Source organism: Rhodococcus sp. 06-462-5 (assembly GCF_002258315.1).
GTDB lineage: Bacteria > Actinomycetota > Actinomycetes > Mycobacteriales > Mycobacteriaceae > Rhodococcoides.
This window is the reverse complement of sequence record NZ_NOYD01000013.1, coordinates 46,680-69,593: the sequence shown is the minus strand read 5'-3', so window position 1 is coordinate 69,593 and position 22,914 is coordinate 46,680. Positions and strand designations below refer to the sequence as shown.

At 64.7% G+C, this 22,914-nt stretch carries 18 protein-coding genes and 1 tRNA gene; 10 read left to right on the top strand and 9 right to left on the bottom strand.

Features of this window, described 5'->3' with window-relative positions; translation table 11 throughout:
- The first annotated feature begins 39 nt into the window (after positions 1 to 39).
- The 5 genes from CH251_RS28230 to CH251_RS07605 all read left to right on the top strand — a co-directional run bounded on the left by CH251_RS28230 (position 40) and on the right by CH251_RS07605 (position 9,465).
- Positions 40 to 645: a TM2 domain-containing protein gene (locus CH251_RS28230; RefSeq protein ID WP_373454926.1), complete on the top strand. Its 606-nt coding sequence runs from the start codon at positions 40 to 42 to the stop codon at positions 643 to 645.
- A gap of 267 nt (positions 646 to 912) precedes the next feature.
- The gene (gene gltB, locus CH251_RS07620; RefSeq protein WP_094612913.1) at positions 913 to 5,496 is read left to right on the top strand and encodes a glutamate synthase large subunit; all 4,584 of its coding nucleotides are present in this window, start codon (positions 913 to 915) and stop codon (positions 5,494 to 5,496) included.
- Positions 5,489 to 6,994, top strand: coding sequence for a glutamate synthase subunit beta (locus CH251_RS07615; protein WP_094612613.1), 1,506 nt, complete (start codon positions 5,489 to 5,491; stop codon positions 6,992 to 6,994). The genes gltB and CH251_RS07615 overlap by 8 nt, the downstream gene beginning before the upstream one ends.
- 122 nt (positions 6,995 to 7,116) lie before the next feature.
- Complete coding sequence (pyk, locus tag CH251_RS07610) at positions 7,117 to 8,535, top strand: pyruvate kinase (protein WP_082073683.1); 1,419 nt, start codon at positions 7,117 to 7,119, stop codon at positions 8,533 to 8,535.
- 45 nt (positions 8,536 to 8,580) lie between these two features.
- The gene (locus CH251_RS07605) at positions 8,581 to 9,465 is read left to right on the top strand and encodes an acyl-CoA thioesterase II (RefSeq protein ID WP_256978926.1); all 885 of its coding nucleotides are present in this window, start codon (positions 8,581 to 8,583) and stop codon (positions 9,463 to 9,465) included.
- On the opposite strand, the gene CH251_RS07600 is transcribed toward CH251_RS07605, so the two are convergent.
- The gene (locus CH251_RS07600; protein ID WP_094612611.1) at positions 9,431 to 9,949 is read right to left on the bottom strand and encodes a DNA-deoxyinosine glycosylase; all 519 of its coding nucleotides are present in this window, start codon (positions 9,947 to 9,949) and stop codon (positions 9,431 to 9,433) included. The two genes, CH251_RS07605 and CH251_RS07600, sit on opposite strands and share 35 nt — an antisense overlap.
- A gap of 57 nt (positions 9,950 to 10,006) precedes the next feature.
- Here CH251_RS07600 and CH251_RS07595 point away from each other — a divergent pair, with 57 nt between their 5' ends.
- The gene (locus CH251_RS07595) at positions 10,007 to 10,210 is read left to right on the top strand and encodes a hypothetical protein (protein ID WP_141217065.1); all 204 of its coding nucleotides are present in this window, start codon (positions 10,007 to 10,009) and stop codon (positions 10,208 to 10,210) included.
- Here the strand turns inward: CH251_RS07595 and CH251_RS07590 are convergent.
- Entirely contained in the window at positions 10,186 to 10,674 is a 489-nt protein-coding gene (locus tag CH251_RS07590) for a DUF1772 domain-containing protein (RefSeq protein ID WP_256978886.1), read from the bottom strand. The genes CH251_RS07595 and CH251_RS07590 overlap by 25 nt on opposite strands.
- 122 nt (positions 10,675 to 10,796) lie before the next feature.
- Between CH251_RS07590 and CH251_RS07585 the strand changes: the two genes are divergently transcribed.
- A complete protein-coding gene (locus CH251_RS07585) occupies positions 10,797 to 11,786 on the top strand; it encodes an AraC family transcriptional regulator (protein ID WP_094612608.1) in 990 nt (329 codons plus the stop codon).
- Here the strand turns inward: CH251_RS07585 and CH251_RS07580 are convergent.
- Positions 11,771 to 12,502: an AAA family ATPase gene (locus CH251_RS07580; RefSeq protein WP_094612607.1), complete on the bottom strand. Its 732-nt coding sequence runs from the start codon at positions 12,500 to 12,502 to the stop codon at positions 11,771 to 11,773. The genes CH251_RS07585 and CH251_RS07580 overlap by 16 nt on opposite strands.
- Positions 12,503 to 12,745: 243 nt before the next feature.
- Positions 12,746 to 12,822: transfer RNA gene (locus CH251_RS07570), tRNA-Leu, on the bottom strand.
- Positions 12,823 to 12,942: 120 nt separating this feature from the next.
- Between CH251_RS07570 and CH251_RS07565 the strand changes: the two genes are divergently transcribed.
- Both CH251_RS07565 and CH251_RS07560 read left to right on the top strand, forming a co-directional pair.
- Positions 12,943 to 13,575 carry an ANTAR domain-containing response regulator gene (locus CH251_RS07565; RefSeq protein WP_094612605.1) on the top strand — a complete coding sequence of 211 codons (633 nt, stop codon included), beginning with the start codon at positions 12,943 to 12,945 and terminating at the stop codon, positions 13,573 to 13,575.
- Positions 13,576 to 13,748: 173 nt separating this feature from the next.
- On the top strand, positions 13,749 to 15,083 hold the full coding sequence (locus tag CH251_RS07560; RefSeq protein WP_094612604.1) for an ABC transporter substrate-binding protein: 1,335 nt from the start codon (positions 13,749 to 13,751) through the stop codon (positions 15,081 to 15,083).
- 146 nt (positions 15,084 to 15,229) lie between these two features.
- On the opposite strand, the gene CH251_RS07555 is transcribed toward CH251_RS07560, so the two are convergent.
- From CH251_RS07555 to CH251_RS07540, 4 genes are read right to left on the bottom strand one after another with little or no spacing between them, the layout of a single operon-like run.
- Positions 15,230 to 16,030, bottom strand: coding sequence for an ABC transporter ATP-binding protein (locus CH251_RS07555; RefSeq protein ID WP_032394315.1), 801 nt, complete (start codon positions 16,028 to 16,030; stop codon positions 15,230 to 15,232).
- The gene (locus CH251_RS07550) at positions 16,027 to 17,124 is read right to left on the bottom strand and encodes an ABC transporter ATP-binding protein (protein WP_094612603.1); all 1,098 of its coding nucleotides are present in this window, start codon (positions 17,122 to 17,124) and stop codon (positions 16,027 to 16,029) included. The genes CH251_RS07555 and CH251_RS07550 overlap by 4 nt, the downstream gene beginning before the upstream one ends.
- The gene (locus CH251_RS07545) at positions 17,117 to 18,106 is read right to left on the bottom strand and encodes a branched-chain amino acid ABC transporter permease (protein ID WP_068052136.1); all 990 of its coding nucleotides are present in this window, start codon (positions 18,104 to 18,106) and stop codon (positions 17,117 to 17,119) included. The genes CH251_RS07550 and CH251_RS07545 overlap by 8 nt, the downstream gene beginning before the upstream one ends.
- A 7-nt stretch (positions 18,107 to 18,113) precedes the next feature.
- Positions 18,114 to 19,454 carry a branched-chain amino acid ABC transporter permease gene (locus CH251_RS07540; RefSeq protein ID WP_094612602.1) on the bottom strand — a complete coding sequence of 447 codons (1,341 nt, stop codon included), beginning with the start codon at positions 19,452 to 19,454 and terminating at the stop codon, positions 18,114 to 18,116.
- 261 nt (positions 19,455 to 19,715) lie between these two features.
- Between CH251_RS07540 and polA the strand changes: the two genes are divergently transcribed.
- Positions 19,716 to 22,457, top strand: coding sequence for a DNA polymerase I (gene polA, locus CH251_RS07535; protein ID WP_094612601.1), 2,742 nt, complete (start codon positions 19,716 to 19,718; stop codon positions 22,455 to 22,457).
- Between the two features lie 76 nt (positions 22,458 to 22,533).
- Here the strand turns inward: polA and trxA are convergent, their stop codons facing one another.
- A complete protein-coding gene (trxA, locus tag CH251_RS07530) occupies positions 22,534 to 22,905 on the bottom strand; it encodes a thioredoxin (RefSeq protein WP_032394311.1) in 372 nt (123 codons plus the stop codon).
- Between the last annotated feature and the right edge of the window lie 9 nt (positions 22,906 to 22,914).

Below are 22,914 nucleotides of genomic sequence, written 5' to 3'. Positions count from 1 at the left end.
GCCCTCGCTGATACCGAATCGGACGTAAGGGAGCTCGACGTGAGTGACTCAGGTACATCGTCCTCGGACGGATCCTCGGGAGACGGATCGACTCCGTCGGAGCCGACCATCTCGTTCGACAAGGGCCCTTCCGCAGGTTCGGGTCCCGTGTACGGGGCTCCCGACCCGAACTACAGCACCCCGAACTACGGCACTCCCAACTACGGCACTTCCGACGCCGACGATCAGGGGCAGTTCGGACTCCCACCCGGTGCCGGTTACCCACCACCATCGGACGGTTCCGGTCAGTACGGTGCGCCGCCGCCCCCGCCGTATGCGGGCGGGCAGTACGGCGCCCCCCAATACGGTGGTCCCCAGTACGCAGGCGGGCCCGGTTACATGGACCCGATGGCTCCGTACGGTCGGCACCCGGTCACCGGTGAGCCGTTCTCCGACAAGCAGAAGCTGACGGCCGGTCTGCTCGGCATTCTGTTGGGCGCGTTCGGAGCCGGGCGTTTCTATCTCAACCAGCCGGGCATGGCGGTGGCGCAGATCGCCGTCACGTGGCTCACCTGCGGTATCGGTGGAATCTGGCCGTTGATCGACGGCATCATGATGCTCACCGGCAGCGTCCGTGATCAGCACGGTCGGCCGTTGCGCGACTGACGATCACATTCGTCGCAGCCGGCATTCGCGATTGCATCGATGCCAATGACAGCTGCTACGATTTCGCCATCCGGGAGAGATCCCGGTTTCTTTCGCGGGCCAGAGCTGTCCCGGTGAGTTCCCGACAGGCAGTTCAATTCGGCTCTTCCGACCGTTTCGGTCGACTCGAGCCGACCAGCCGGCGGGGTTGCCGAGACTTCCGGTGCAGGGTCGAACACACTGCACCGCCCTTCACGCACCCCACCGGCCTACGTGGAGGTGATCGTGGTGCTGTTTTCTCGGATGCCTGCGGAGCAAGGTCTGTACGACCCGAGCGCGGAGAAGGATTCCTGTGGCGTGGCGATGATCGCCGACATCGCGGGTCGCCGCTCCCACGCGATCGTCGCCGACGGGGTTCTGGCACTGGAGAATCTGGAACATCGCGGAGCTGCCGGTGCCGAGCCCAACAGTGGTGACGGCGCGGGCATTCTGATTCAGCTGCCGGTCGAGCTTCTCGCCTCCCTCGCGCCGTTCGATCTGCCCGCGGCCGGAGCCGACGGCGACAACACGTTCGCGGCCGGAGTGTGTTTTCTGCCGCAGGGCATCCGTGAGCGAGCGATGGCCGTCGAACGCGTCGAATCCGTTGCGGCCGAGGAAGGTCTGCACATCCTGGGCTGGGTTCCGGTCGAGGTAGATCCCGATCGAGCCGACGTGGGCCTCACCGCCCTCGGGTGCATGCCGTACATGAGTTACCTCTACGTCACCGCCCCCGAGGTCGACGGCACGCGTCCGGCCGGTCTCGCTCTCGACCGTCTCGTGTACGGGCTCCGCAAGCGTTCCGAGCGGGTCACCCCCGAGATCGAGGCCGAGGGGTCGGGGCTGTTCTTTCCGTCGTTGTCCTCACGCACCATCGTCTACAAGGGCATGCTCACCACGATGCAGCTGCCGCTCTACTTCCCGGAACTGCGTAACCCGTTGTGCAAGAGCGCTATTGCCATCGTGCACAGTCGCTTCTCGACCAACACGTTCCCGTCGTGGCCGCTGGCGCACCCGCATCGTTACGTTGCGCACAACGGCGAGATCAACACCGTCAAAGGCAACCGAAACCGGATGCGGGCTCGCGAGGCGCTGCTGTCCAGCGACCTGATCCCCGGGGACCTGGAGCGTTTGTTCCCGATCTGCAACCCCGATGCTTCGGACTCGGTGTCGCTGGACGAGGTGCTCGAGCTGTTGCACCTCGGCGGGCGCAGCGTGCCGCATGTGGTGATGATGATGGTGCCCGAGCCGTGGGAGAACCACCGCACGATGGATCCGCGGGTGCGAGCGTTCTACCAGTTCCATTCGTCGATGATGGAGGCCTGGGACGGACCGGCCTGTGTGACGTTCACCGACGGCAGCTATGTCGGAGCCGTGCTGGACCGCAACGGTCTTCGCCCCGGCCGCTGGTGGCAGACGGCGGACGGCCGCGTCATCCTCGCCAGCGAGGCAGGCGTGCTCGACGTGCCGCAATCCGAGGTCGTCGCCAAGGGTCGCCTCGAGCCCGGAAAGATGTTCCTGATCGACACCGTCGCCGGACGTCTGGTGCCGGACGAGGAGATCAAACTCCAACTGGCAACCGAACATCCGTACCAGGAGTGGCTGCATGCAGGCCTGCTCGAGATCAAGAGCCTGCCCGAGCGTGCTCATATCCAGTACAACCACGACTCGGTGGTACGCAGGCAGGTCGCGTTCGGCTACACCGAGGAGGACCTACGCGTCGTATTGACGCCGATGGCCGCATCCGGGGGCGAGCCGCTCGGTTCGATGGGTACCGATACCCCGGCCGCAGTGATGTCGCAGCGGTCGCGTCAGCTCTACGACTACTTCATCGAACTGTTCGCCCAGGTCACCAACCCGCCCCTGGATTCGATCCGCGAGGAGATCGTGACCTCGCTCGCGCGCGTGATGGGTCCGGAGCAGAACCTGCTCGAGCCCACGGCGGCGTCGTGCAGGCAGATCGTGTTGCCGTGGCCGGTGCTCGACAACGACGAGCTCAACAAGATCATTCACATCAACGACGACGGTGACCATCCGGGATTGTCGGCCACGGTGTTGCGTGGGCTGTACGAGGTCGAGCGCGGCGGCGAAGGTCTCGCCGAGGCCATCGAGGAGTTGCGTGGCCGGGCGTCGGAGGCGATCGCTGCGGGGTACACCACGCTGATCATCTCCGACCGCGATTCGGACCACACCCGGGCCCCGATCCCGTCCCTTCTGGCCACCTCGGCGGTGCACCATCACCTGGTTCGCACGAAGGAGCGCACCAAGATCGCGCTCGTCGTCGAATCCGGTGACGCGCGCGAGGTGCACCATCTGGCGTTGCTCATCGGCTTCGGTGCCGCAGCGGTCAACCCGTATCTGGCGATGGAGTCGATCGAGGATCTGGTCGGCGAGGGCGAGCTGACCGGAGTCGAGCCGACGATCGCGGTGAGAAACTATCTGTACGGGCTCGGCAAGGGCGTGCTCAAGGTGATGTCGAAGATGGGCATCTCGACCGTCGGATCCTACACCGGCGCACAGGTTTTCGAGGCCGTCGGTCTCGATCGCGAGGTGGTGCGCGAGTACTTCAAGGGCACGGTCAGCAAGCTCGGCGGAGTCGGTCTCGACGTGCTCGCCGAGGAGGTCAAGCTGCGCCATCGTCGGGCGTACCCCGAGAATCCGACCGACCGTGTCCATCGCCGGTTGGAGATCGGCGGCGAATACCAGTTCCGTCGCGAAGGCGAGCTGCACCTCTTCACCCCCGAGACGGTGTTCCTGCTGCAGCACGCAACGCGTACCGGCCGATACGACGTGTTCCAGAAGTACACCGACGAGGTGGACCGGCTCGCACGTGAAGGCGGTGCACTGCGCGGTCTGTTCGAGTTCAAGGACGGTGTCAGACCGCCGGTTCCGCTCGACGAGGTGGAATCGGTCGAGTCGATCGTCACGCGGTTCAACACCGGCGCGATGAGCTACGGATCCATCTCAGCCGAGGCGCACGAGACGATGGCCGTCGCGATGAACAATCTCGGCGGACGGTCCAACTCGGGTGAGGGCGGCGAGGACGTCGACCGGCTCTACGACCCGACGCGACGCAGTGCCGTCAAGCAGGTCGCCAGTGGTCGGTTCGGTGTCACCAGCGACTACCTGGTCAATGCCACGGACATTCAGATCAAGATGGCGCAGGGTGCCAAGCCGGGTGAGGGCGGTCAGCTGCCCGGCTACAAGGTGTACCCGTGGGTGGCCAAGACCCGACATTCGACGCCGGGCGTCGGCCTCATCTCGCCGCCCCCGCACCACGACATCTACTCGATCGAGGATCTCGCGCAGCTGATCCACGATCTCAAGAACGCCAACGAGAAGGCGCGCGTACACGTCAAACTCGTCAGTTCCGTCGGCGTCGGCACGGTGGCGACGGGCGTGAGCAAGGCACACGCCGATGTCGTCCTCATCTCCGGATACGACGGCGGAACCGGTGCTGCGCCGTTGACCTCGCTCAAGCATGCAGGCGCTCCGTGGGAGATCGGCCTCGCCGACGCCCAGCAGACGCTGGTGCTCAACGGCCTGCGTGATCGCATCACCGTGCAGTGCGACGGCGGCATGCGCACCGGACGCGACGTCATCGTTGCGGCCCTGCTCGGCGCGGAGGAGTTCGGGTTCTCGACGGCCCCGCTGATCGTGGCGGGGTGCATCATGATGCGCGTCTGCCACCTCGACACCTGCCCGGTCGGTGTCGCGACGCAGAACCCGGAGCTGCGCAAGCGGTTCACCGGTAAGCCCGAGTTCCTCGAGGACTTCTTCAAGTTCATCGCCGAGGACGTGCGAAAGTATCTCGCGCAGCTCGGTTTCCGGAGTATCGACGAGGCCGTCGGTCACGCCGATGTGCTCGAGACGGCAGCCGGAGTGGCGCACTGGAAGAGCAAGGGACTCGATCTCGCGCCGATCTTCGCGATGCCCGTCGACCGCCATGGTGCCCCGATGACGCAGCGTCGACGTCTCCGCGCGCAGGACCACGGTCTCGATCTCGCGCTGGATCGGACGCTGATCCAGTTGGCCGAGGGAGCGCTCGAGGACGCCCATCCGGTGAAGTTGGAGTTGCCGGTGCGCAACGTCAATCGCACGGTCGGAACTCTGCTGGGGTCCGAGGTCACCCGGCGCTACGGCGCGGTCGGGTTGCCGGACGACACCATTCGGATCGCGTTCACCGGATCGGCCGGTCAGTCTCTCGGGGCCTTCCTGCCGCCGGGTATCACCATCGACCTGGTCGGTGACGCGAACGACTATGTCGGCAAGGGATTGTCGGGCGGCCGAATAGTCGTGCGCCCCGCCGAGGATGCGCCGTTCGTCGCAGAGGACAACGTGATCGCAGGAAACACCATTCTCTACGGTGCCACCTCGGGCGAGGTGTATCTGCGCGGTAAGGCAGGGGAGCGGTTCGCGGTCCGCAACTCGGGCGCGATCGCGGTGAACGAGGGCGTGGGCGACCACGCGTTCGAGTACATGACCGGCGGTCGTGTGGTGGTGCTCGGGCCGACCGGTCGCAACATGGCGGCGGGTATGTCCGGTGGCATCGCGTTCGTCCTCGGTCTCGATCCTGCGGACGTGAACATGGCGATGGTCGAATTGCAGGTGCCCAACCCGGACGATCTGGTGTGGCTGCGCGAGACCGTCGAGAATCATCGGCGCTGGACCGGTTCCACCGTGGCGACCTCGTTGCTGGCCGACTGGCCCCGCCGGTCCGCGTTGTTCACCAAAGTCATGCCCGTCGACTACCAGCGAGTGCTGGAAGCGACAAGAATGGCGCGCGCCGAAGGGCGCGACGTCGATGCTGCGATCATGGAGGCTGCACGTGGCTGATCCACAGGGATTTCTGAAAGTCGTCAAGCGTGAGGCTGTCAAGCGTCCGATCGGCGAGCGCGTCAAGGACTGGAACGAGGTGTACTCGCACCAGCCGACGAGCGAACGTGCCGCCGAGGTCTCCGACCAGGCGCGTCGCTGCATGGACTGCGGTATCCCGTTCTGCCACTCGGGAACTGCGGGCTGCCCGCTGGGAAATCTGATCCCCGAGTGGAACGACCTGGTGCGCCGCGGCCGCTGGGATGCGGCCAGCGACCGACTGCACGCGACCAACAATTTTCCGGAGTTCACCGGGCGGGTGTGCCCGGCCCCGTGCGAATCGGCGTGTGTGCTGTCGATCTCCGAGGCGGCCACCGGCGGAAGCGTGACGATCAAACGCGTCGAGCAGACCATTGCGGATCTGGCCTGGGAAGACGGCAGCATCGTTCCCCAGCCGCCGACGATCACCACCGGCAAGCGAGTCGCCGTCGTCGGATCCGGTCCAGCGGGATTGGCTGCGGCGCAACAGCTCACCCGCGCCGGGCACGACGTCACCGTCTACGAGCGAGACGATCGTCTCGGCGGACTGCTCCGCTACGGCATCCCGGAGTTCAAGCTCGAGAAGTCCGTGCTCGATCAGCGCCTCATGCAGATGCGGGCCGAGGGAACACATTTCGTCACCGAATGCGAGGTCGGCATCGACTTCACCGTCGAGCAACTACGCGAATCCTTCGACGCAGTCGTTCTCGCGGTCGGAGCTCTGCGGGCCCGTGACAACACCGAGGTCATCGGTCGCGAACTCGACGGCATCCACCTGGCCATGGAGCATCTGGTGCCGTCGAACAAGGAATGCGAGGGCGACGGTCCCACCTCCATCTCCGCTGCGGACAAGCATGTGGTCATCATCGGCGGTGGCGATACCGGGGCAGACTGCCTCGGGACGGCTCACCGACAGGGTGCTGCGTCGGTGACGCAGCTCGACTACAACCCCGCGTTGCCCGGGGCTCGTGACGAGAGCCTCTCGCCGTGGCCGTCGTGGCCGCTGGTGCTGCGCACCTCACCCGCGCACGCCGAGGGTGGCGTCGTGCGTCATCAGGTCGCAGTCCAGCGATTCCTCGGTGACGAGCGCGGGCACGTTCGCGCGATGGTGCTCGCCGAGGTGGAGGTGCAGCGCGACGCGGACGGGCGACGCATCGTCACGCCCATCGGGGAGGAGATCGAATTGCCCTGTGACCTGGCGTTGTTCGCCATCGGTTTCGAAGGCGTCGAGCACGGTCCGCTACTCGACGAGTACGGCCTCACGCTGACCAAGCGGGGCGCGCTCTCGTGTGGTCCCGACTGGCAGACCACGGCACCCGGGGTGTTCGTGTGCGGCGATGCGCATCGCGGTGCGTCGTTGGTCGTGTGGGCGATCGCGGAGGGTCGTTCGGCGGCCAACGGAGTCGATGCTTTCCTCACCGGACACTCGGAGTTGCCGTCGCCGGTACACCCGACTGCACTGCCCTTGGCGGTGGTGTGACCCCCATCTCTGAACCGGTACAGACGTTCTCAGCAGGACGGTAGCGTGGCTACCGATCGGTAGTATTCGGTCGGATGCGTCTGCGATAGAGAACGCGCCGTCCAGCGGCTAGGCTCGCCCTCGTGAGCCGACGTACGAAGATTGTCTGCACCCTTGGACCCGCAACCGCAACCACAGAGCGCATCCGCGAACTCGTCGAGAGTGGAATGGATGTCGCACGACTGAACTTCAGCCATGGTGATCACCCCGATCATCAGGCCAACTACGAGAGGGTTCGCGCAGCATCGGACGCCACCGGCAAAGCCGTGGGCATTCTGGCCGACCTGCAGGGACCGAAGATTCGTCTCGGCCGTTTCGCCGAGGGCTCGACCACTTGGGCGGCCGGCGAGCTGATCCGCATCACCGTCGAGGAGTGCGAGGGCACTCACGACCGGGTGTCGACCACCTACAAGGAGCTGGCCCAGGACGCCAAGGAAGGCGACCGCCTGCTCGTCGACGACGGCAAGGTCGGCCTCGTGGTCACCGGTGTCGAAGGCAACGACGTGTTGTGCCGTGTCACCGAAGGTGGACCGGTCAGCAACAACAAGGGCGTGTCTCTGCCGGGCATGGACGTCTCCGTTCCCGCCATGAGCGAGAAGGACATCGCCGACCTCGAGTTCGCCCTCGCCCTCGGTGTCGACTTCATCGCCCTGTCGTTCGTGCGTTCTCCCGCGGACGTCGAACTCGTCCACGCCGTGATGGACCGCGTCGGCCGCCGAGTTCCGGTCATCGCCAAGCTCGAGAAGCCCGAAGCCGTCGACAACCTCGAAGCCATCGTGCTCGCATTCGACGCGATCATGGTCGCCCGCGGTGACCTCGGCGTCGAGTTGCCCCTCGAACAGGTGCCGTTGGTGCAGAAGCGCGCCATCCAGATCGCCCGCGCCAACGCCAAGCCCGTCATCGTCGCGACCCAGATGCTCGAATCGATGATCGAGAACTCCCGCCCGACGCGCGCCGAGGCGTCCGACGTCGCCAACGCCGTGCTGGACGGTACCGACGCGGTCATGCTCTCCGGTGAGACCTCGGTCGGCAAGTACGTGATGGAAACCGTGCGGACCATGGCCCGCATCGTCGAGACCGTCGAGACCGAGGGCGACAGTGTTCCTCCGTTGACGCACGTCCCGCGCACCAAGCGTGGCGTCATCTCGTACGCCGCCCGTGACATCGGTGAGCGTTTGGACGCGAAGGCACTCGTTGCGTTCACCCAGTCGGGTGACACCGTTCGACGGTTGGCTCGTCTGCACACCAAGCTTCCGTTGCTCGCCTTCACCTCCATCTCCGAGGTCCGCAGCCAGCTGTCGCTGAGCTGGGGCACCGAGACGTTCCTGGTCCCCGATGTGGGCTCGACGGACGCGATGGTGAAAGAGGTCGACAAGGCTCTGCTCGAACTCGGTCGGTACAACAAGGGCGATCAGGTCGTGATCGTGGCCGGTGCCCCTCCCGGCACAGTAGGCTCGACCAACTTGATCCATGTGCACCGAATCGGAGAAGAGGACCGGTAAGTGGTCGAAGCGGGGGGAACCGGCGTCAGCGAAAGCGCGTCGAGCATTACAGCTGTACGCAAGACCGATCTCGAGACGCTCCTCGATCTCCTCGCACTCGAGGAGATCGAGGAGGACGTGTTCGTCGGTGTTCACCCCGAGCAGGTGGGCAGCCGAACGTTCGGGGGGCAACTCGTAGCTCAAGGCCTGATCGCGGCCGGCCGCACCGTCTCCGGTACCTCGCGGGACGTGCATGCGATCAATGCGCACTTCATCCGCGGCGGCGACGTCAAGAAGCCCATCGAGTACCGGGTGTCGCGGCAGCGTGACGGTCGCGCCTTCGCCAACCGCCAGGTCACCGCAGTGCAGGACGGCAACGAGCTGTTCGTCATGCTCGCCGCCTTCCAGGATTTCGGTAAGGGGCTAGAGCACAGTGTCGAGGTGCCCGAGGTTCCTTACCCCGATGCACTGCCTCCGCTCGGCGATCACTTCGTCGGGTACGAGGACCGGCTGCAGATGTTCGTCGACGCCCTCAAGCCGATCGACATGCGCTACGCGAACGATCCGGCGTGGATCATGCACGGCACCGGCGAGAAGCTCAACCACAATCGGGTCTGGATGAAGGCGGACGGCGATCTGCCCGACGACTCGATCTTTCACGCCGCGACCATGGGCTACGCGTCGGACACCACCGTGCTCGACTCGATCATCACCACCCATGGTCTGTCGTGGGGACTCGATCGCATCGTCGCGGCGACGGTCAACCATTCCATCTGGTTCCACCGCCCGTTCCGTTTCGACGAGTGGGCTCTGTACGCCACCGAATCTCCGGTCGCGGCCGGGTCTCGTGGCCTGGCCACCGGACGGTTCTTCTCGATGGACGGCCAGCTGCTGGCCACCGTCGTCCAGGAAGGCCTCATCCGGCACTTCCCGAAGCGGGAGCGGGCCTGAGGGCAGCCGACCACGTCTGCGTCTTCGCGGCGAGATCGATCGAGGCGAGCGCAGGGCTGGTCGACGGTAGTCGAACGAATGCCATGTGGGGCGGCACCGTCTTCACGTGGCGACGGTAGCTCTCGGCGGCTTTGGCTCCGTTGAAGAACACCCTGTCGATGCCGGGGTTCTCGGCGAACAGATTCGCGAAATCGTTTGCCTCGATCGAGGATTCGACGATCGCCGAGTCCAGGCTTCCCTCGCGCGTGCACAGCTTCAGCACGTCCCACACCGCGACGCCATGGCTGCGCAGCCGCTCGGTGCGCTCGTCGTAGACAAGTTCGGGCCTCGCACCGAACAGCGTTCCCATGATCGGCCAGAAGGCATTTCGCGGATGCGCGTAGTACTGCTGCGCGGCCAGCGACGCGACGCCTGGCATCGACCCCAGGATCAGGGTTGTTGCGCCCGGTCCGACGATCGGCTCGAAACTGTGCACGACGTTCATTGCGCGATTACAGCAAATCCCCGCGCGGGCACCGGACGGGGGACCACAATGGAGGTCATGTTGGATCCACGCGTACTCGACAACAACGAACTCGAAGCCGAACTCGCCGCACTGCGTCGGGGACGTGATGCCGCGATGGACGAAGGCGCGCGCGATGTCTCGACCGCCGACACCGACCACTTGATAGCGCGGTTCGAGGAAGAAATCCGCAAGAGACACCAGGATTCGGTGTCCGATCAGCCCAGTGCCGATCTGCCCTGACCGAGGATCAGGACGACACAGGCGGCAGTCGCCGCAATCGTCCTGACGTTGTTCCATCGCGTCCATTTCTCGCGGAAGTTCTGCCATGCGTCGGTGCCCGCGGCGCTGCCGGGATCCACACCGGCCAACGCGTCGTTGAGGGGGACGTTCAGGCTCATCGTGATCGCGAAGCATCCGAGAACGTAGAGAACGGCTCCGCTGACGACGAGCACGGGTGAACCCCGACCGGTCGACACGGTGAGAATCGCTGCGAGAGTGCAGGACCCGGCCGTTCCGAAAAACAATCCGAGAAACACCGGATCGACAATCGCCCTGTTGAAGCGCTGCATCGCGGCGATCGCGTCGGGCACCGGCAGCGTTGCCAGGCCGGGGAGCACGCTGATGGAGAACGCGAGCAGCACTCCTGCAACCAGTCCGCATCCGACGGCGGCAACGGTGGTAAGGACCGCGAGCATTCGATCCATCACAGTTGTTCCCTTCGGCCGGCCATGTCCTGTTCTCCACTGTGGCCCCGAAAAGCTGGATGGACAATGCCCGAAAGGCCGCATTCAATGTCCGATCGTCCGTCTCGTGAGACGATCGGTGCATGCGCGGCGCGGATCCCTGGAAGTCGTCCGACCCCCTGGGTGAGGCGCTGCACTTCCTACGGATGACCGGATCGTTCTACGTGCGCTCCGAGTTGCGCGGAGCCTGGGGTCTCGCACTGCCCGCCATGGAGGACGCGCTGTGGTTTCACACGGTCGTCGACGGTGGCTGCGTGTTGTCGGTTCCCGGTGAGCCGACGCGTGAGTTGGTGCCCGGCGATTTCGCGTTGGTACCGCACGGGAGAGGGCACCTGCTCGCCGCAGCCGTCGACGCGTCGGTTCGCGCGACGAGCGTGCGCGACCTCCCGCACGAGTACATCAGCGATCGCTACGCAGTCATCACTCACGACGCGGGCGGTGCCGGCCTCGGCGCTACTCTCGTCTGCGGGGCGGTGCGACTGAATCATCCGGCGGCGCAGAAGCTCGTTCGCCTGTTGCCCGCGCTGGTGGTGGTCGACGCCGATCCCGGCCCGAGCCAATCGAGGATGCAGAACATTCTGGCCATGGTCGCGGACGAAGCGCGCGTGCTCGAGCCCGGGGGAGAAGCGGTGATCACCCGACTGTCCGACATTCTGGTGATCCACGCGTTGCGGTCGTGGATCGCGAATACGCCGGGCGCGCAGTCGGGTTGGCTCGGAGCATTGCAGGACGATCGGATCGGAACGGCGTTGGCGCTGATCCATCGACACCCTCACCAGCGGTGGACCGTTGCGGTTCTGGCATCGAAGGTGAACATGTCCCGCTCGGCGTTCTCGGCACGTTTCACCGAGTTGGTCGGTGACTCTGCGATGAGCTACCTGGCGACGTGGCGGATGCAGGTCGCATACGAGACGTTGCGATCCGAGGACGTGGTGCTGGCCGAATTGGCCCGGCGCAGTGGGTATCTGTCGGAGGCCGCGTTCGGTAAGGCGTTCAAACGTGCAACGGGCATGTCCCCGGGAAGTGTGCGTCGTCGAGAAGCAGCGTCGATGGCCGGTCAGTCGAGCAGGTGACGGAGATAGCTGTTCGGGTCGTCGAGGTAGCGACGCCAGTGCTGTACCAATTCGAGTTCGTCCCAGGTGCTTCGGCGTAGGCCGTGTTCGCCGACTTCGACGATGTCCGCACCGGGGGTCGACGCCAGAATCGGTGAGTGGGTGGCACAGACGATCTGCGCCCCCTCGTCGCCCAGCTCGGACATCAGTGCAACGAGCTGCAGGCTCGCGGTGAACGACAGCGCAGATTCCGGCTCGTCCAGAACGTAGAAGCCGGGTTCGGCCAACATTGCGCCGAACATGGCCAGGAACCCCTCGCCGTGACTCAGCTCGGCGGTGTTCTCGTCCCAGAAACCCGGCATGCCGCCGAGGTTCTCGGCCATGTCGAAGGCGGTCTCGGCCCGCAGGAAGAAGCCGCGCTTCTGCAGTCGGGGGCCGCGGAGCATCCGAGAACCCCGCGGCGTGGTCTCGAGTTCGAGTACCTCGCCGAGGGCGCTGGTCACCTCGTCGAGTCGACGGTATTGCTGCGCCGCCCGCCCGCCGCGGGCGTCGATTCCGAAACCCTCGGCGATGGCCTCGACGAGGGTCGATTTACCGGAACCGTTGTCGCCGACCAGAATTGTCACCGGTGCCAGGAACTCGAGTCCGTCGCGAGCGAGGTCGGCGACTGCGGGCACCGTGAAGGGCCACTCCGATCCGACATCGTCGGCGTGGACGTAGGCACGTTCTACGAACATGATTCAGGCAGTCACCAGGCGGTCGACGTAACCGGTCTCGTGGGTGGAATCGGCGCTGCAGGTGTAATAAACCCACTGCGCCGACTGGTCCGCCGAATCCCCGAACCGGTGGTCGACCTTCGCTGCGCACAAACTGCCTGCACTGGTGTCATGGCAACGAAGACTGCTGGGTATGTACATCACTCCACTGTAGGCGCGATTGTGGAATGCCTTCACCGTCGTCCGACCCGACGGGTGGTGTTGTGGTGCCCTCGGTGAGACTCGAACTCACACTGGACGGGTTTTGAATCCGTTTCCTCTGCCAATTGGGATACGAGGGCTGGCGTCTTTCAAGCAACGATTGACGAGTTTAGAAGATGCGCTTTCGGCGTCGTGCACCGGTACCCTTCAGATGCTCGACGGCCCTGATGGGCGATGACAGTCAAAGGAGACCGATACAGATGAATGCTCCTGGTGCGCACGGTACTGGCAAGCCCCCGCTTCGCGTGGTGGTGGCGGAGGACGAATCCCTGATCCGATTGGATCTCGTGGAGATGCTCCGCGAGGAGGGCTACGACGTGGTCGGTGAAGCGGCCGACGGTCAGCAGGCGGTGGAGTTGGCCGTCGAACTGCGTCCCGATCTGGTCATCATGGACGTCAAGATGCCGCGTCGGGACGGAATCGATGCGGCATCGGAGATCGCCGAGAAGCGCATTGCGCCCGTCGTCATTCTCACCGCGTTCAGTCAACGCGAGCTGGTGGAGAAGGCTCGCGATGCCGGAGCGATGGCGTATCTGGTCAAGCCGTTCACCAAAGCCGATCTGATGCCTGCGGTGGAGTTGGCCGCGAGCCGTTTCGGTGAGATCTCCGCGCTCGAATCCGAGATCGTGGATCTGCAGGACCGGCTCGAGACGCGCAAGCTCATCGAGAAGGCCAAGGGCATCCTGATGGAATCGCAATCGCTCACAGAACCGCAGGCGTTCAAGTGGATTCAGCGAGCGGCGATGGATCGCAGGACGACGATGAAGGCCGTCGCGGAGGTCGTGATCGACACGCTCGGTACCCCTGCGAACAAGCCTGCGGCAGAGAGCTGATCGGCCCGCGAAAGCTACGGCCACGTAAAACTTCGACTCCCTAGGTCACAGTCAGGTCACGAGCGTCGTTCTAGGCCTTGCGAATCAGCTCCGAGCATTAGCGTCTGACCCACACGTGAGCCACATGTAACTCAGGTGCGCTTCATCGACGAGCAATTTCAAGGAGAACCTAGATGGCAATTCGGACCTATGTCCGCACGGCTGCGGTGCTGAGCGTTACCTCGCTCGCACTGTTCGGCTGTTCGTCGAGCGACGACTCGGGCTCGACCGACTCCACCAGTGCCAGCGGCGGCACTGCAGCCGCGGAAACGACCGTCTCCACCGACTGCACGCCCGAGCAGGCCACTGCCGGGGCAACCCCGGACACGGCACCGCTGGTGGTGGGAACACTCCTCCCCGAGACCGGAACCCTGGCCTTCCTCGGCCCACCCGAAGTTGCCGGCGTTCAGTTGGCCGTCAACGACGTCAACGAAGCCGGTGGCGTCCTCGAGCAGCCCGTCACGCTCATCCCCGGTGACTCGGGCGACACGACGACCGATACCGCCAACACCACGGTCGACCGCCTGCTCGCCGGCGGCTCCGACGTCATCGTCGGTGCAGCGTCGTCCTCGGTCTCGCTCAAGGTCATCGACAAGATCGCCAGCGCAGGCGTCGTGCAGTTCTCGCCGGCCAACACCTCCGATCAGTTCGTCTGCTACCCGGACAAGGGTCAGTACTTCCGTACCGCACCCACCGACGTGCTGCAGGCACAGGCCCTGTCCCAGCTGATCGCCCAGGACGGTGCGCAGCGCGTCGCCATCCTCGCGCTCAACGACCCGTACGGCACCGGACTGGCCGCGAACACCGCGGACAACCTCGAAGAGGCGGGCATCGCGGCGGACCAGATCCAGACCACGATCTACGACCCGAACGCACAGTCGTTCAACGCCGAGGTCGACGGTGTGAAGAACTTCAACCCGGACGCCGTGGCCATCATCGGCTTCGAGGAGTCCGCGAAGATCATCACCCGTATGCACGAGATCGGCATCGGACCGTCCGACGGCACGCTGGTCTACGGCGTCGACGGCAACATGGGTAACGCCCTCGGCGAGTCGGTCGCAGCAGGTCTGCTCGATACGATGCGTGGCACCACCCCGTTGACCGATGTCGGCACCGGATTCCAGGATCGTCTCAAGGTCGTCGATCCGGCCCTGGTGGACTTCAACTACGCCGGCGAGTCCTACGACGCGGTGGTCATCTCGGCGCTCGCTGCCGAGCAGGCCAAGTCGACGGCAGGTACCGACATCGCTGCGAACATCAACAGCGTCACCAAGGACGGCACCAAGTGCACCAGCTACGCCGAGTGCCTTCCGCTCGTCAAGGCCGGAACCGATATCGACTACGACGGAATCACCGGCGCGCTGAACTTCAGTGATGCAGGAGAGCCCGCCACCGGTTCCTACGGCAACCTGGTCTTGGGACCGGACAACACCCTGACGACGGACGGTTACATCGTCGTCGGTGAGTGATCTGTAACTGTCACACAGCCTCTGGGCCCGAGTCCTCGATCAGGACTCGGGCCCAGAGGTTTTCGTATGTGTCGCATGTTCGACGGCAAACGAGAAGGCCCCGATTCGATGTCGATCGAACCGGGGCCTTCGTCGTTGCCGAGGAGCTACTTCTTCTCTTTGCTTCCCGCCAGGGTGCCGAGATACAGCTCGATCACCTTCGGGTCGTTCATCAACGCCGGACCGGTGTCGGTGTAGGCGTTACGGCCCTGATCGAGGACGTAGCCGCGGTCGCAGATCTGAAGGCAACGACGGGCGTTCTGCTCGACCATGATGATCGAGACGCCCGCTGCATTGATCTTCTTGCAGCGGATGAACACCTCGTCCTGGAACATCGGTGACAGTCCGGCCGACGGTTCGTCGAGCAGCAGTACCGACGGCTCCATCATCAGAGCGCGTCCCATGGCGACCATCTGGCGCTCGCCGCCGGACAGCGCGCCCGCCTTGACCTTCTTGCGCTCACCGAGCAGCGGAAACAGCTCGCTGACGAACTCGAAACGCTCGCCGAACTTCTTGGGACGCAGATAGATTCCCATTTCGAGGTTCTCTTCGATGGTGAGCGACGGAAACACGTTCTGCGTCTGCGGAACGTAGCCGACTCCCTTGGTGACCAGGACGTGCGCTTCGGCGGAGGTGATGTTGTCACCTCGCAGTTTCACGCTGCCCTCACGGACGGCGACCAGCCCGAACAGGGTCTTGAGGAGGGTCGACTTCCCGGCTCCGTTGGGTCCGATGATGCCGACGATCTCCCCGTCGTTGAGGAAGAAGTTGCATTCACTGAGGATGTTGACGCCCGGGATGTACCCGGCCACCAACCCGTCGGCGCGTAGCAGTGCACCTTCGGCGAGGCGGGCGTGCTCCTCGGGTGTCGCGGCGAACTCTGCCGGCGTCAATGTCTGTTCGCTCATCGTTTGTCCTCCTCGGCCCGGTGCGAGCCGCCTTCGGTCACGTCGGTTACCACCGGGCGTACGAACTCCGGCTCCGAGAGGTCGCCTCCCGCTTCGAGTTCCTCGGCCTCGGCCTTCTTCAGTGCCTCTGCGAGCTCCGCAGTGGCACCGACCGGATTGCCGTCGGCATCGAATTCCAGAGCCTGATCGTGATGGCTACCGAGATACGCATCGACGACGGCTCCGTTGTTGGAGAGCTCCTCGGGGGTGGACTCGGCAATGATGCTGCCCTGTGCCATCACCACCACCCAGTCACTGATGTCTCGGATGACGTCCATGTCGTGCTCGACGAACACCACCGTCATACCGTCGTCGCGAAGCGACTTGATGTGCCCGAGAAGCGACTGTGTCAGAGCAGGATTGACCCCGGCCATCGGCTCGTCGAGCATGACCACCGACGGATCGGTCATCAGCGCGCGCGCCATCTCGAGCAGCTTGCGTTGGCCGCCGGACAACGAGCCGGCCAGGTCGTCGGCCTTGGCGTCGAGCTTGAAGCGCCCCAACAGCTCGTAGGCGCGTTCGGTGATCTGACGTTCCTGGGCCTTCCACGTCCACGGCATGAACGTGTTGATCATGCGCTCGCCGCGCTGACCGGTTGCGCCCAGCCGAACGTTGTCCAGCACAGTCAGTTTCGACAGCGCCTTGGTCAACTGGAACGTACGGACGACACCTTTGCGTGCCACCTGGTGCGGATGCATCCGACCCAGTTCCTGGCCGTCCATCGACCAGGTTCCGGTGTCGGGTCGATCGAATCCCGTGAGCAGGTTGAACAGGGTGGTCTTGCCTGCGCCGTTGGGCCCGATGAGTCCGGTGATGCAGCCACGCTGGATTTCCAGGTGCGCCACGTCGACGGCTTTCAGGCCACCGAAGGTGCGCGAGACGCCGTCGACCACGAGGGTGGCGTCGGGCTTGGCGGATCCGGGTTCGTTGGCGACACCGGCGAACAACGCCGACCGCTGATCACTCGAGAGTGCTTTGGCCGCACGGGATTCGAGTGTGCTTGCTTTCTTGCTCGGTGCCGCGGTTGCGGCGGCATCCTTGCTCGGGTCAGGCATTGAGTTGAACCTCTCGCTTGTTGCCGAGAATGCCCTGAGGTCTGAACACCATCAAGACGGCGATCAGGATTCCCAGGAGCACGAACCGCGTGGCACCGACCTGCGCGCCGGTGAGGTTGAGCACCGGGTCGTCGCCGGAGATCAGTTGTCGCAGAATCGCATCGGGAATGGACAGCAGGAACCAGAAGAGCATCGCGCCCAGGACGGGGCCGAACACCGTGGCGGCACCACCGAGAATCAGGGCACCGAAGGCGAAGAACGTCTGCGCCGTCGAGTAGAAGTCCGGGTTGATGGACTGGGTCTGCAGTGCGTTGAACACACCGCCCATACCGCCGATGACGCCACCGAGAACCAGTGCCTGCATCTTGTAGACGAACACGTTCTTGCCCAGCGAACGGGCTGCGTCCTCGTCTTCACGGACAGCCTTGAGGACGCGTCCCCACGGGCTGTGCGTCAGCAGGTACACCACGCCGCACAGCAGCAGAACCAGGGTCCAGCCGACGAGCATGGCCCACAGATCGTTGCCGAGGAAGCGCACGCCGATGAATTCGTAGGACTTGCCACCCTCGAACGGACTCATGCTGGTGAACGGGCCGGCGAAACCGGTGATGCCGTTGGTCGACTTGGTCACCGAATCCGTTGCGGTGGAGCGAAACACCAGTCGCAGAATTTCCGAGGCGGCGATGGTGACGATCGCGAGATAGTCGGCTCGCAGTCGCAGAGTCGGAATGCCGAGCACCAGGGCGAGAAGCCCCGCCGCGGCGAGTCCGACCAGAATGCCGAGCCAGAGCGGCTGTTCGTAGGTGATGGTGGTGATGCCGACGCCGTAGCCGCCGAGCAGTGCGAAGCCGATCTGGCCGAAGTTGAGCAGTCCGGCGTAGCCGAAGTGCAGGTTCAGGCCGATGGCGAGCAGAGCGTAGAAGATGGCCGACGGGCCGACCAGCTGAGCGAGTGAGATCTGAAGTGCGCCGATGATATCCATGTGAAGGTCACCCGATCCTTTGTCGCGAGCCGAGGATGCCCTGTGGACGGACGACGAGGATGAGAATCAAGACGAGCAACCCTCCGATGTATTTGAGATCGGGATTGATGACCAGCGTCGACCACTGCACGAGCAGACCGACGATGACGCAACCGAGGAATGCGCCGTAGGCCGTTCCCAGTCCACCGAGTGTGATGCCGGCGAACATGAGCAACAGGAGTTTGAAGCCCATCTCCCACTGGACGCGACCGCCGAGTTCGGAGAGCCCGAACAGCACGCCGCCGAGGGCAGCCAGGCCGCCGCCGAGGCACCAGACGAACGTGACCACACGCTCGACGTTGATGCCCGAGGACGCAGCGAGGTCCCGGTTGTCGGCGACCGCGCGCATGGCCTTGCCGATCTTGGTGCGCTGCAACATCAGTGCAACGCCCACCAGGACGACGATGCTGATGACGATGCAGGCGAGGTTGACGTTGGTGATCGACAGCGGACCCCAGTCGTTCTCGGTCTGAGCCTGGTAGTCGTCGAAGGGTTCGGAACGGTCCGAGAAGAAGATCAGGATGAGATAACGCAGTGCGATCGCGAGGCCGATCGTCACCACCAGCTGAGCGATGAGGCCGGTTCGCCGCTTGCGTAACGGCCGCCAGATCAGGGCATTGTTGAGCCAGCCGATCGCGACTCCGACGACTATCGCGAGCAGCGTGGCCGGGATCAGCTGTATCCCCACACTGACGTTGAAGAACCACGCCGCGACGGCACCGAGTGTGACGAGTTCTCCGTGTGCGAAGTTCGTCAGACCGGTGGTGCCGAAGATCAGACTCAGCCCGACCGCGGCGAGCGCGATGACGAGGCCGAAACGGAAGCCGTCGACGGTGGTGCGAACGAACTTCTCGTAGAACGGAATGGTGGTGGCGGTTCTGGCCTCACCGAACGAGAAGATGACGGTGTTGGAACGCCCGGCCTGCACATCGCGCTGGACCTCGCCCTGGACGCTGACGCCGTCGGGGAGCGTTTCCTGAACCACCTGGAACGTGTAGGTGCCGGGAGACAGTTCGAGGGTCCACCGGCCCCCGGTTTCACTGGTGGTACGGGCGACTTCGGAGCCGGACGCGTCGAGCGCCGCGACGTCGATGCCGACGAGTCGTTCGCCACCGTTGTTCAGGGATCCGGCGACGCTGACCGCGTCCGCCGGTGGTGTCTGTTCGGCACTGGTCCCCGGCGCTGCCGGGGGAGTGGGGGTAGGTTCCTGGGCCAATGCCGGCGCACTGAACAGCAGCGCGGCAATGGAACTCAGAACGGCGAGTAGGAGTGTTCGCTGAAGGAGCCGAACGGCAGATCTTGCGCGCAACCTCGGCGGTTGCACCTTTCTGGTCCATCGAACATTTGGAGCCACGCACGTCCTCCGGACGGTTGTCGTTGTGCCACGGGTATGTGGGTTTCCTGCAATTGTCGGACTCTATCCGCTGAAACGACGCAAAATCGGCGACTGAGATTTCCGGAAAGTATCGGTTGTGTTTCGCGGTGCGCGACGCTCGCCGTGACTGCGATCGAGCCGCGGCGCGTGCATCCGGCTACGAGTTGTCGGACCCGCTCCCTAGACTGGTCAACCGTGAGCCCAGTAACGGAGAAAAGTGCAGCGCCGGCAGCCGAGACCGATGGGAAAGCGGGCGAGGAGCGGCCTACGTTGCTGCTCATCGACGGCCACTCGATGGCGTTCCGGGCCTTCTTCGCGTTGCCTGCGGACAACTTCAAGACCACCAGCGGTCAGTCCACCAATGCCGTGTACGGGTTCACCTCGATGTTGATCAATCTGCTGCGGGACGAGAAGCCGACACATATCGCGGCGGCGTTCGACGTCTCGCGGCAGACCTTCCGCGCCGAGCGGTACCCCGAATACAAGGCCAACCGCAGCAAGACGCCCGACGAGTTCGCCGGTCAGGTCGACATCACCAAGGACGTGCTCGGGGCCATGGGTATCCCGGTGATGGCAGAGGCGGGCTTCGAAGCAGACGACATCATCGCCACGCTGGTGACCCAGGCGGAGGCGCTCGGCTACCGCGTTCTGGTGGTCACCGGCGACCGCGACGCGCTGCAGTTGGTGACCGACAACGTCACGGTGTTGTATCCGCGCAAGGGCGTCTCGGATCTGACTCGGTTCACCCCCGACGAGGTCGCCACGAAGTACGGATTGACGCCATCGCAGTATCCGGACTTCGCGGCCTTGCGCGGCGACCCGAGCGACAACCTTCCCGGCATTCCCGGAGTCGGCGAGAAGACCGCGACCAAGTGGATCATCGAATACGGTTCCCTCACCGCTCTGGTCGACAACGTGGACAAGGTCAAGGGCAAAGTGGGAGATGCACTGCGCGCCAACCTGTCGAGTGTGGTGCTCAATCGCGAGCTCACCGAGATGGTCCGCGATGTGCCGTTGCCCTACACCCCCGATCAGCTCGAACTGGCTCCGTGGGATCGCGAGAAGATCCACGCCCTGTTCGACGATCTGGAGTTCCGCATTCTGCGGGACCGGCTGTTCGAGACTCTCGCGTCGGTCGAGCCCGAAGCGGAGGAAGGGTTCGACGTCCGCGGCGGCATCGTCGCGCCGGGCGAACTGGCCGCGTGGCTGGAAGAACACGCATCCGACGGCCGTCGAAGCGGGCTGTCGATCCTCGGCCCGCGTAGGCCGTTCGACAGCGACGCGACGTCGGTGGCGATCGCCGCGGCCGACGGGGAAGGCGCGTTCGTAACGACGACCGCCCTGGACGAATCCGACGAGCAGGCACTCGCCGCCTGGCTCGCCGATCCGGCACGACCGAAGGCTCTGCACGAGGCCAAGTGGGCTCTGCATGCGGTTCGGGGGCGCGGCTGGACCCTCGACGGGTTGACTACCGACACAGCGCTGGCGGCGTACCTGGTGCGGCCCGGTCAGCGATCGTTCAACCTCGACGACCTGTCGTTGCGCTACCTCAAACGCGAACTCCGAGTCGAGGATGCGGGTGAAGGCCAGATGTCGTTGCTCGATGCCGAGGACACCGCCGATGCGGCGTTCGCAGAGGGCGAGATTCTCAAGGCGCGGGCCGTCATCGACCTGGCCGACGCGCTGGACGCCGAGCTCGCCGCCATCGAGTCGACCACTCTGCTCTCCGAGATGGAGCTGCCGCTGCTGACGGTGTTGGCCGATGTCGAGGCAACGGGTATCGCCGTGAACGGTGATCATCTGCGCGCACTGCAGTCCGGATTCGCCGCCCAGGTGGACGAGGCCGCGAACTCCGCCTACGGCGTGATCGACAAGCAGATCAACCTCGGGTCACCCAAGCAGTTGCAGGTGGTGCTGTTCGAGGAACTCGACATGCCCAAGACGAAGAAGACCAAGACCGGGTACACCACCGATGCCGATGCGCTGCAAGGGTTGTTCGAGAAGACCGAGCATCCGTTCCTGAAGTTCCTGCTCGACCACCGAGATGCGACACGGATGAAGGTGACGGTCGACGGCCTGCTGAAATCCGTGGCCGACGACGGTCGCATCCACACCACGTTCAATCAGACGGTCGCGGCCACCGGACGACTGTCGTCCACCGAGCCGAACCTGCAGAACATTCCGGTACGCAACGAGGCGGGACGCCACATCCGTGACGGCTTCGTCGTCGGGGCCGGGTACGACACTCTGCTCACGGCCGACTACAGCCAGATCGAGATGCGCATCATGGCGCACGTCTCCGGCGACGAAGGGCTGATCGAGGCGTTCAACACCGGCGAGGATCTGCACAGTTTCGTCGGTGCCCGCGCGTTCGGGGTGCCGATCGAGGAGGTCACCCCCGAACTGCGCCGCCGGGTCAAGGCCATGTCGTACGGACTGGCCTACGGACTGAGCGCATTCGGTCTCGCCGCGCAGCTCAAGATCTCCACCGACGAGGCGAAGCAGCAGATGGAGGCGTACTTCGCGCGGTTCGGCGGCGTCCGTGACTATCTGCGCAACGCCGTCGAGGAGGCGCGCAAGGTGGGGTACACCTCCACGCTGTACGGCAGGCGCCGCTACTTGCCCGATCTCAACAGCGACAATCGTCAGCGCCGCGAGGTCGCCGAGCGGGCCGCCCTCAATGCGCCCATCCAGGGCACCGCCGCAGACATCATCAAGGTCGCGATGATCGACGTGCACCGGTCGCTGGCGGAGTCGACGCTGAAGTCGCGAATGCTCTTGCAGGTGCACGACGAATTGGTGCTCGAAGTCGTCGAATCCGAGCGCGAGGAAGTCGAGGCACTGGTACGCGACAAGATGTCCTCGGCCATCGAACTGTCGGTGCCCCTGGAAGTCTCGGTCGGCACCGGTCGCAGCTGGGACGCCGCTGCCCACTGATTCGACCTATGGCCAGACGAAGGGCCGCTCACCGAGGTCGGTGAGCGGCCCTTCGTTGGTTACGAGCGAGGAGAAACTACTCCGCCGCGGGAGCCTGCTCGGCGATCTGCTGGCGCACGACGTCCATGTCGAGTGCCTTGATCTGACCGACGAGGTCCTCGAGCGCCGGTGCAGGCAGTGCACCGGGCTGTGCGTAGACGAGAATTCCTTCGCGGAACGCCATGATCGTCGGGATCGACTGGATCTGCGCTGCCGCAGCGAGGCCCTGCTCGGCCTCGGTGTCGACCTTGGCGTGCACGACGTCGGGGTGCGCGTCGGACGACTTCTCGAAGGTGGGCGCGAACTGGCGGCACGGTCCGCACCAGGACGCCCAGAAATCGACCAACACCACGTCGTTGCTCGTCACGATCTCGTCGAAATTCTGCTGGGTCAAAGTCTGAGTGGCCACGCGGTCCCT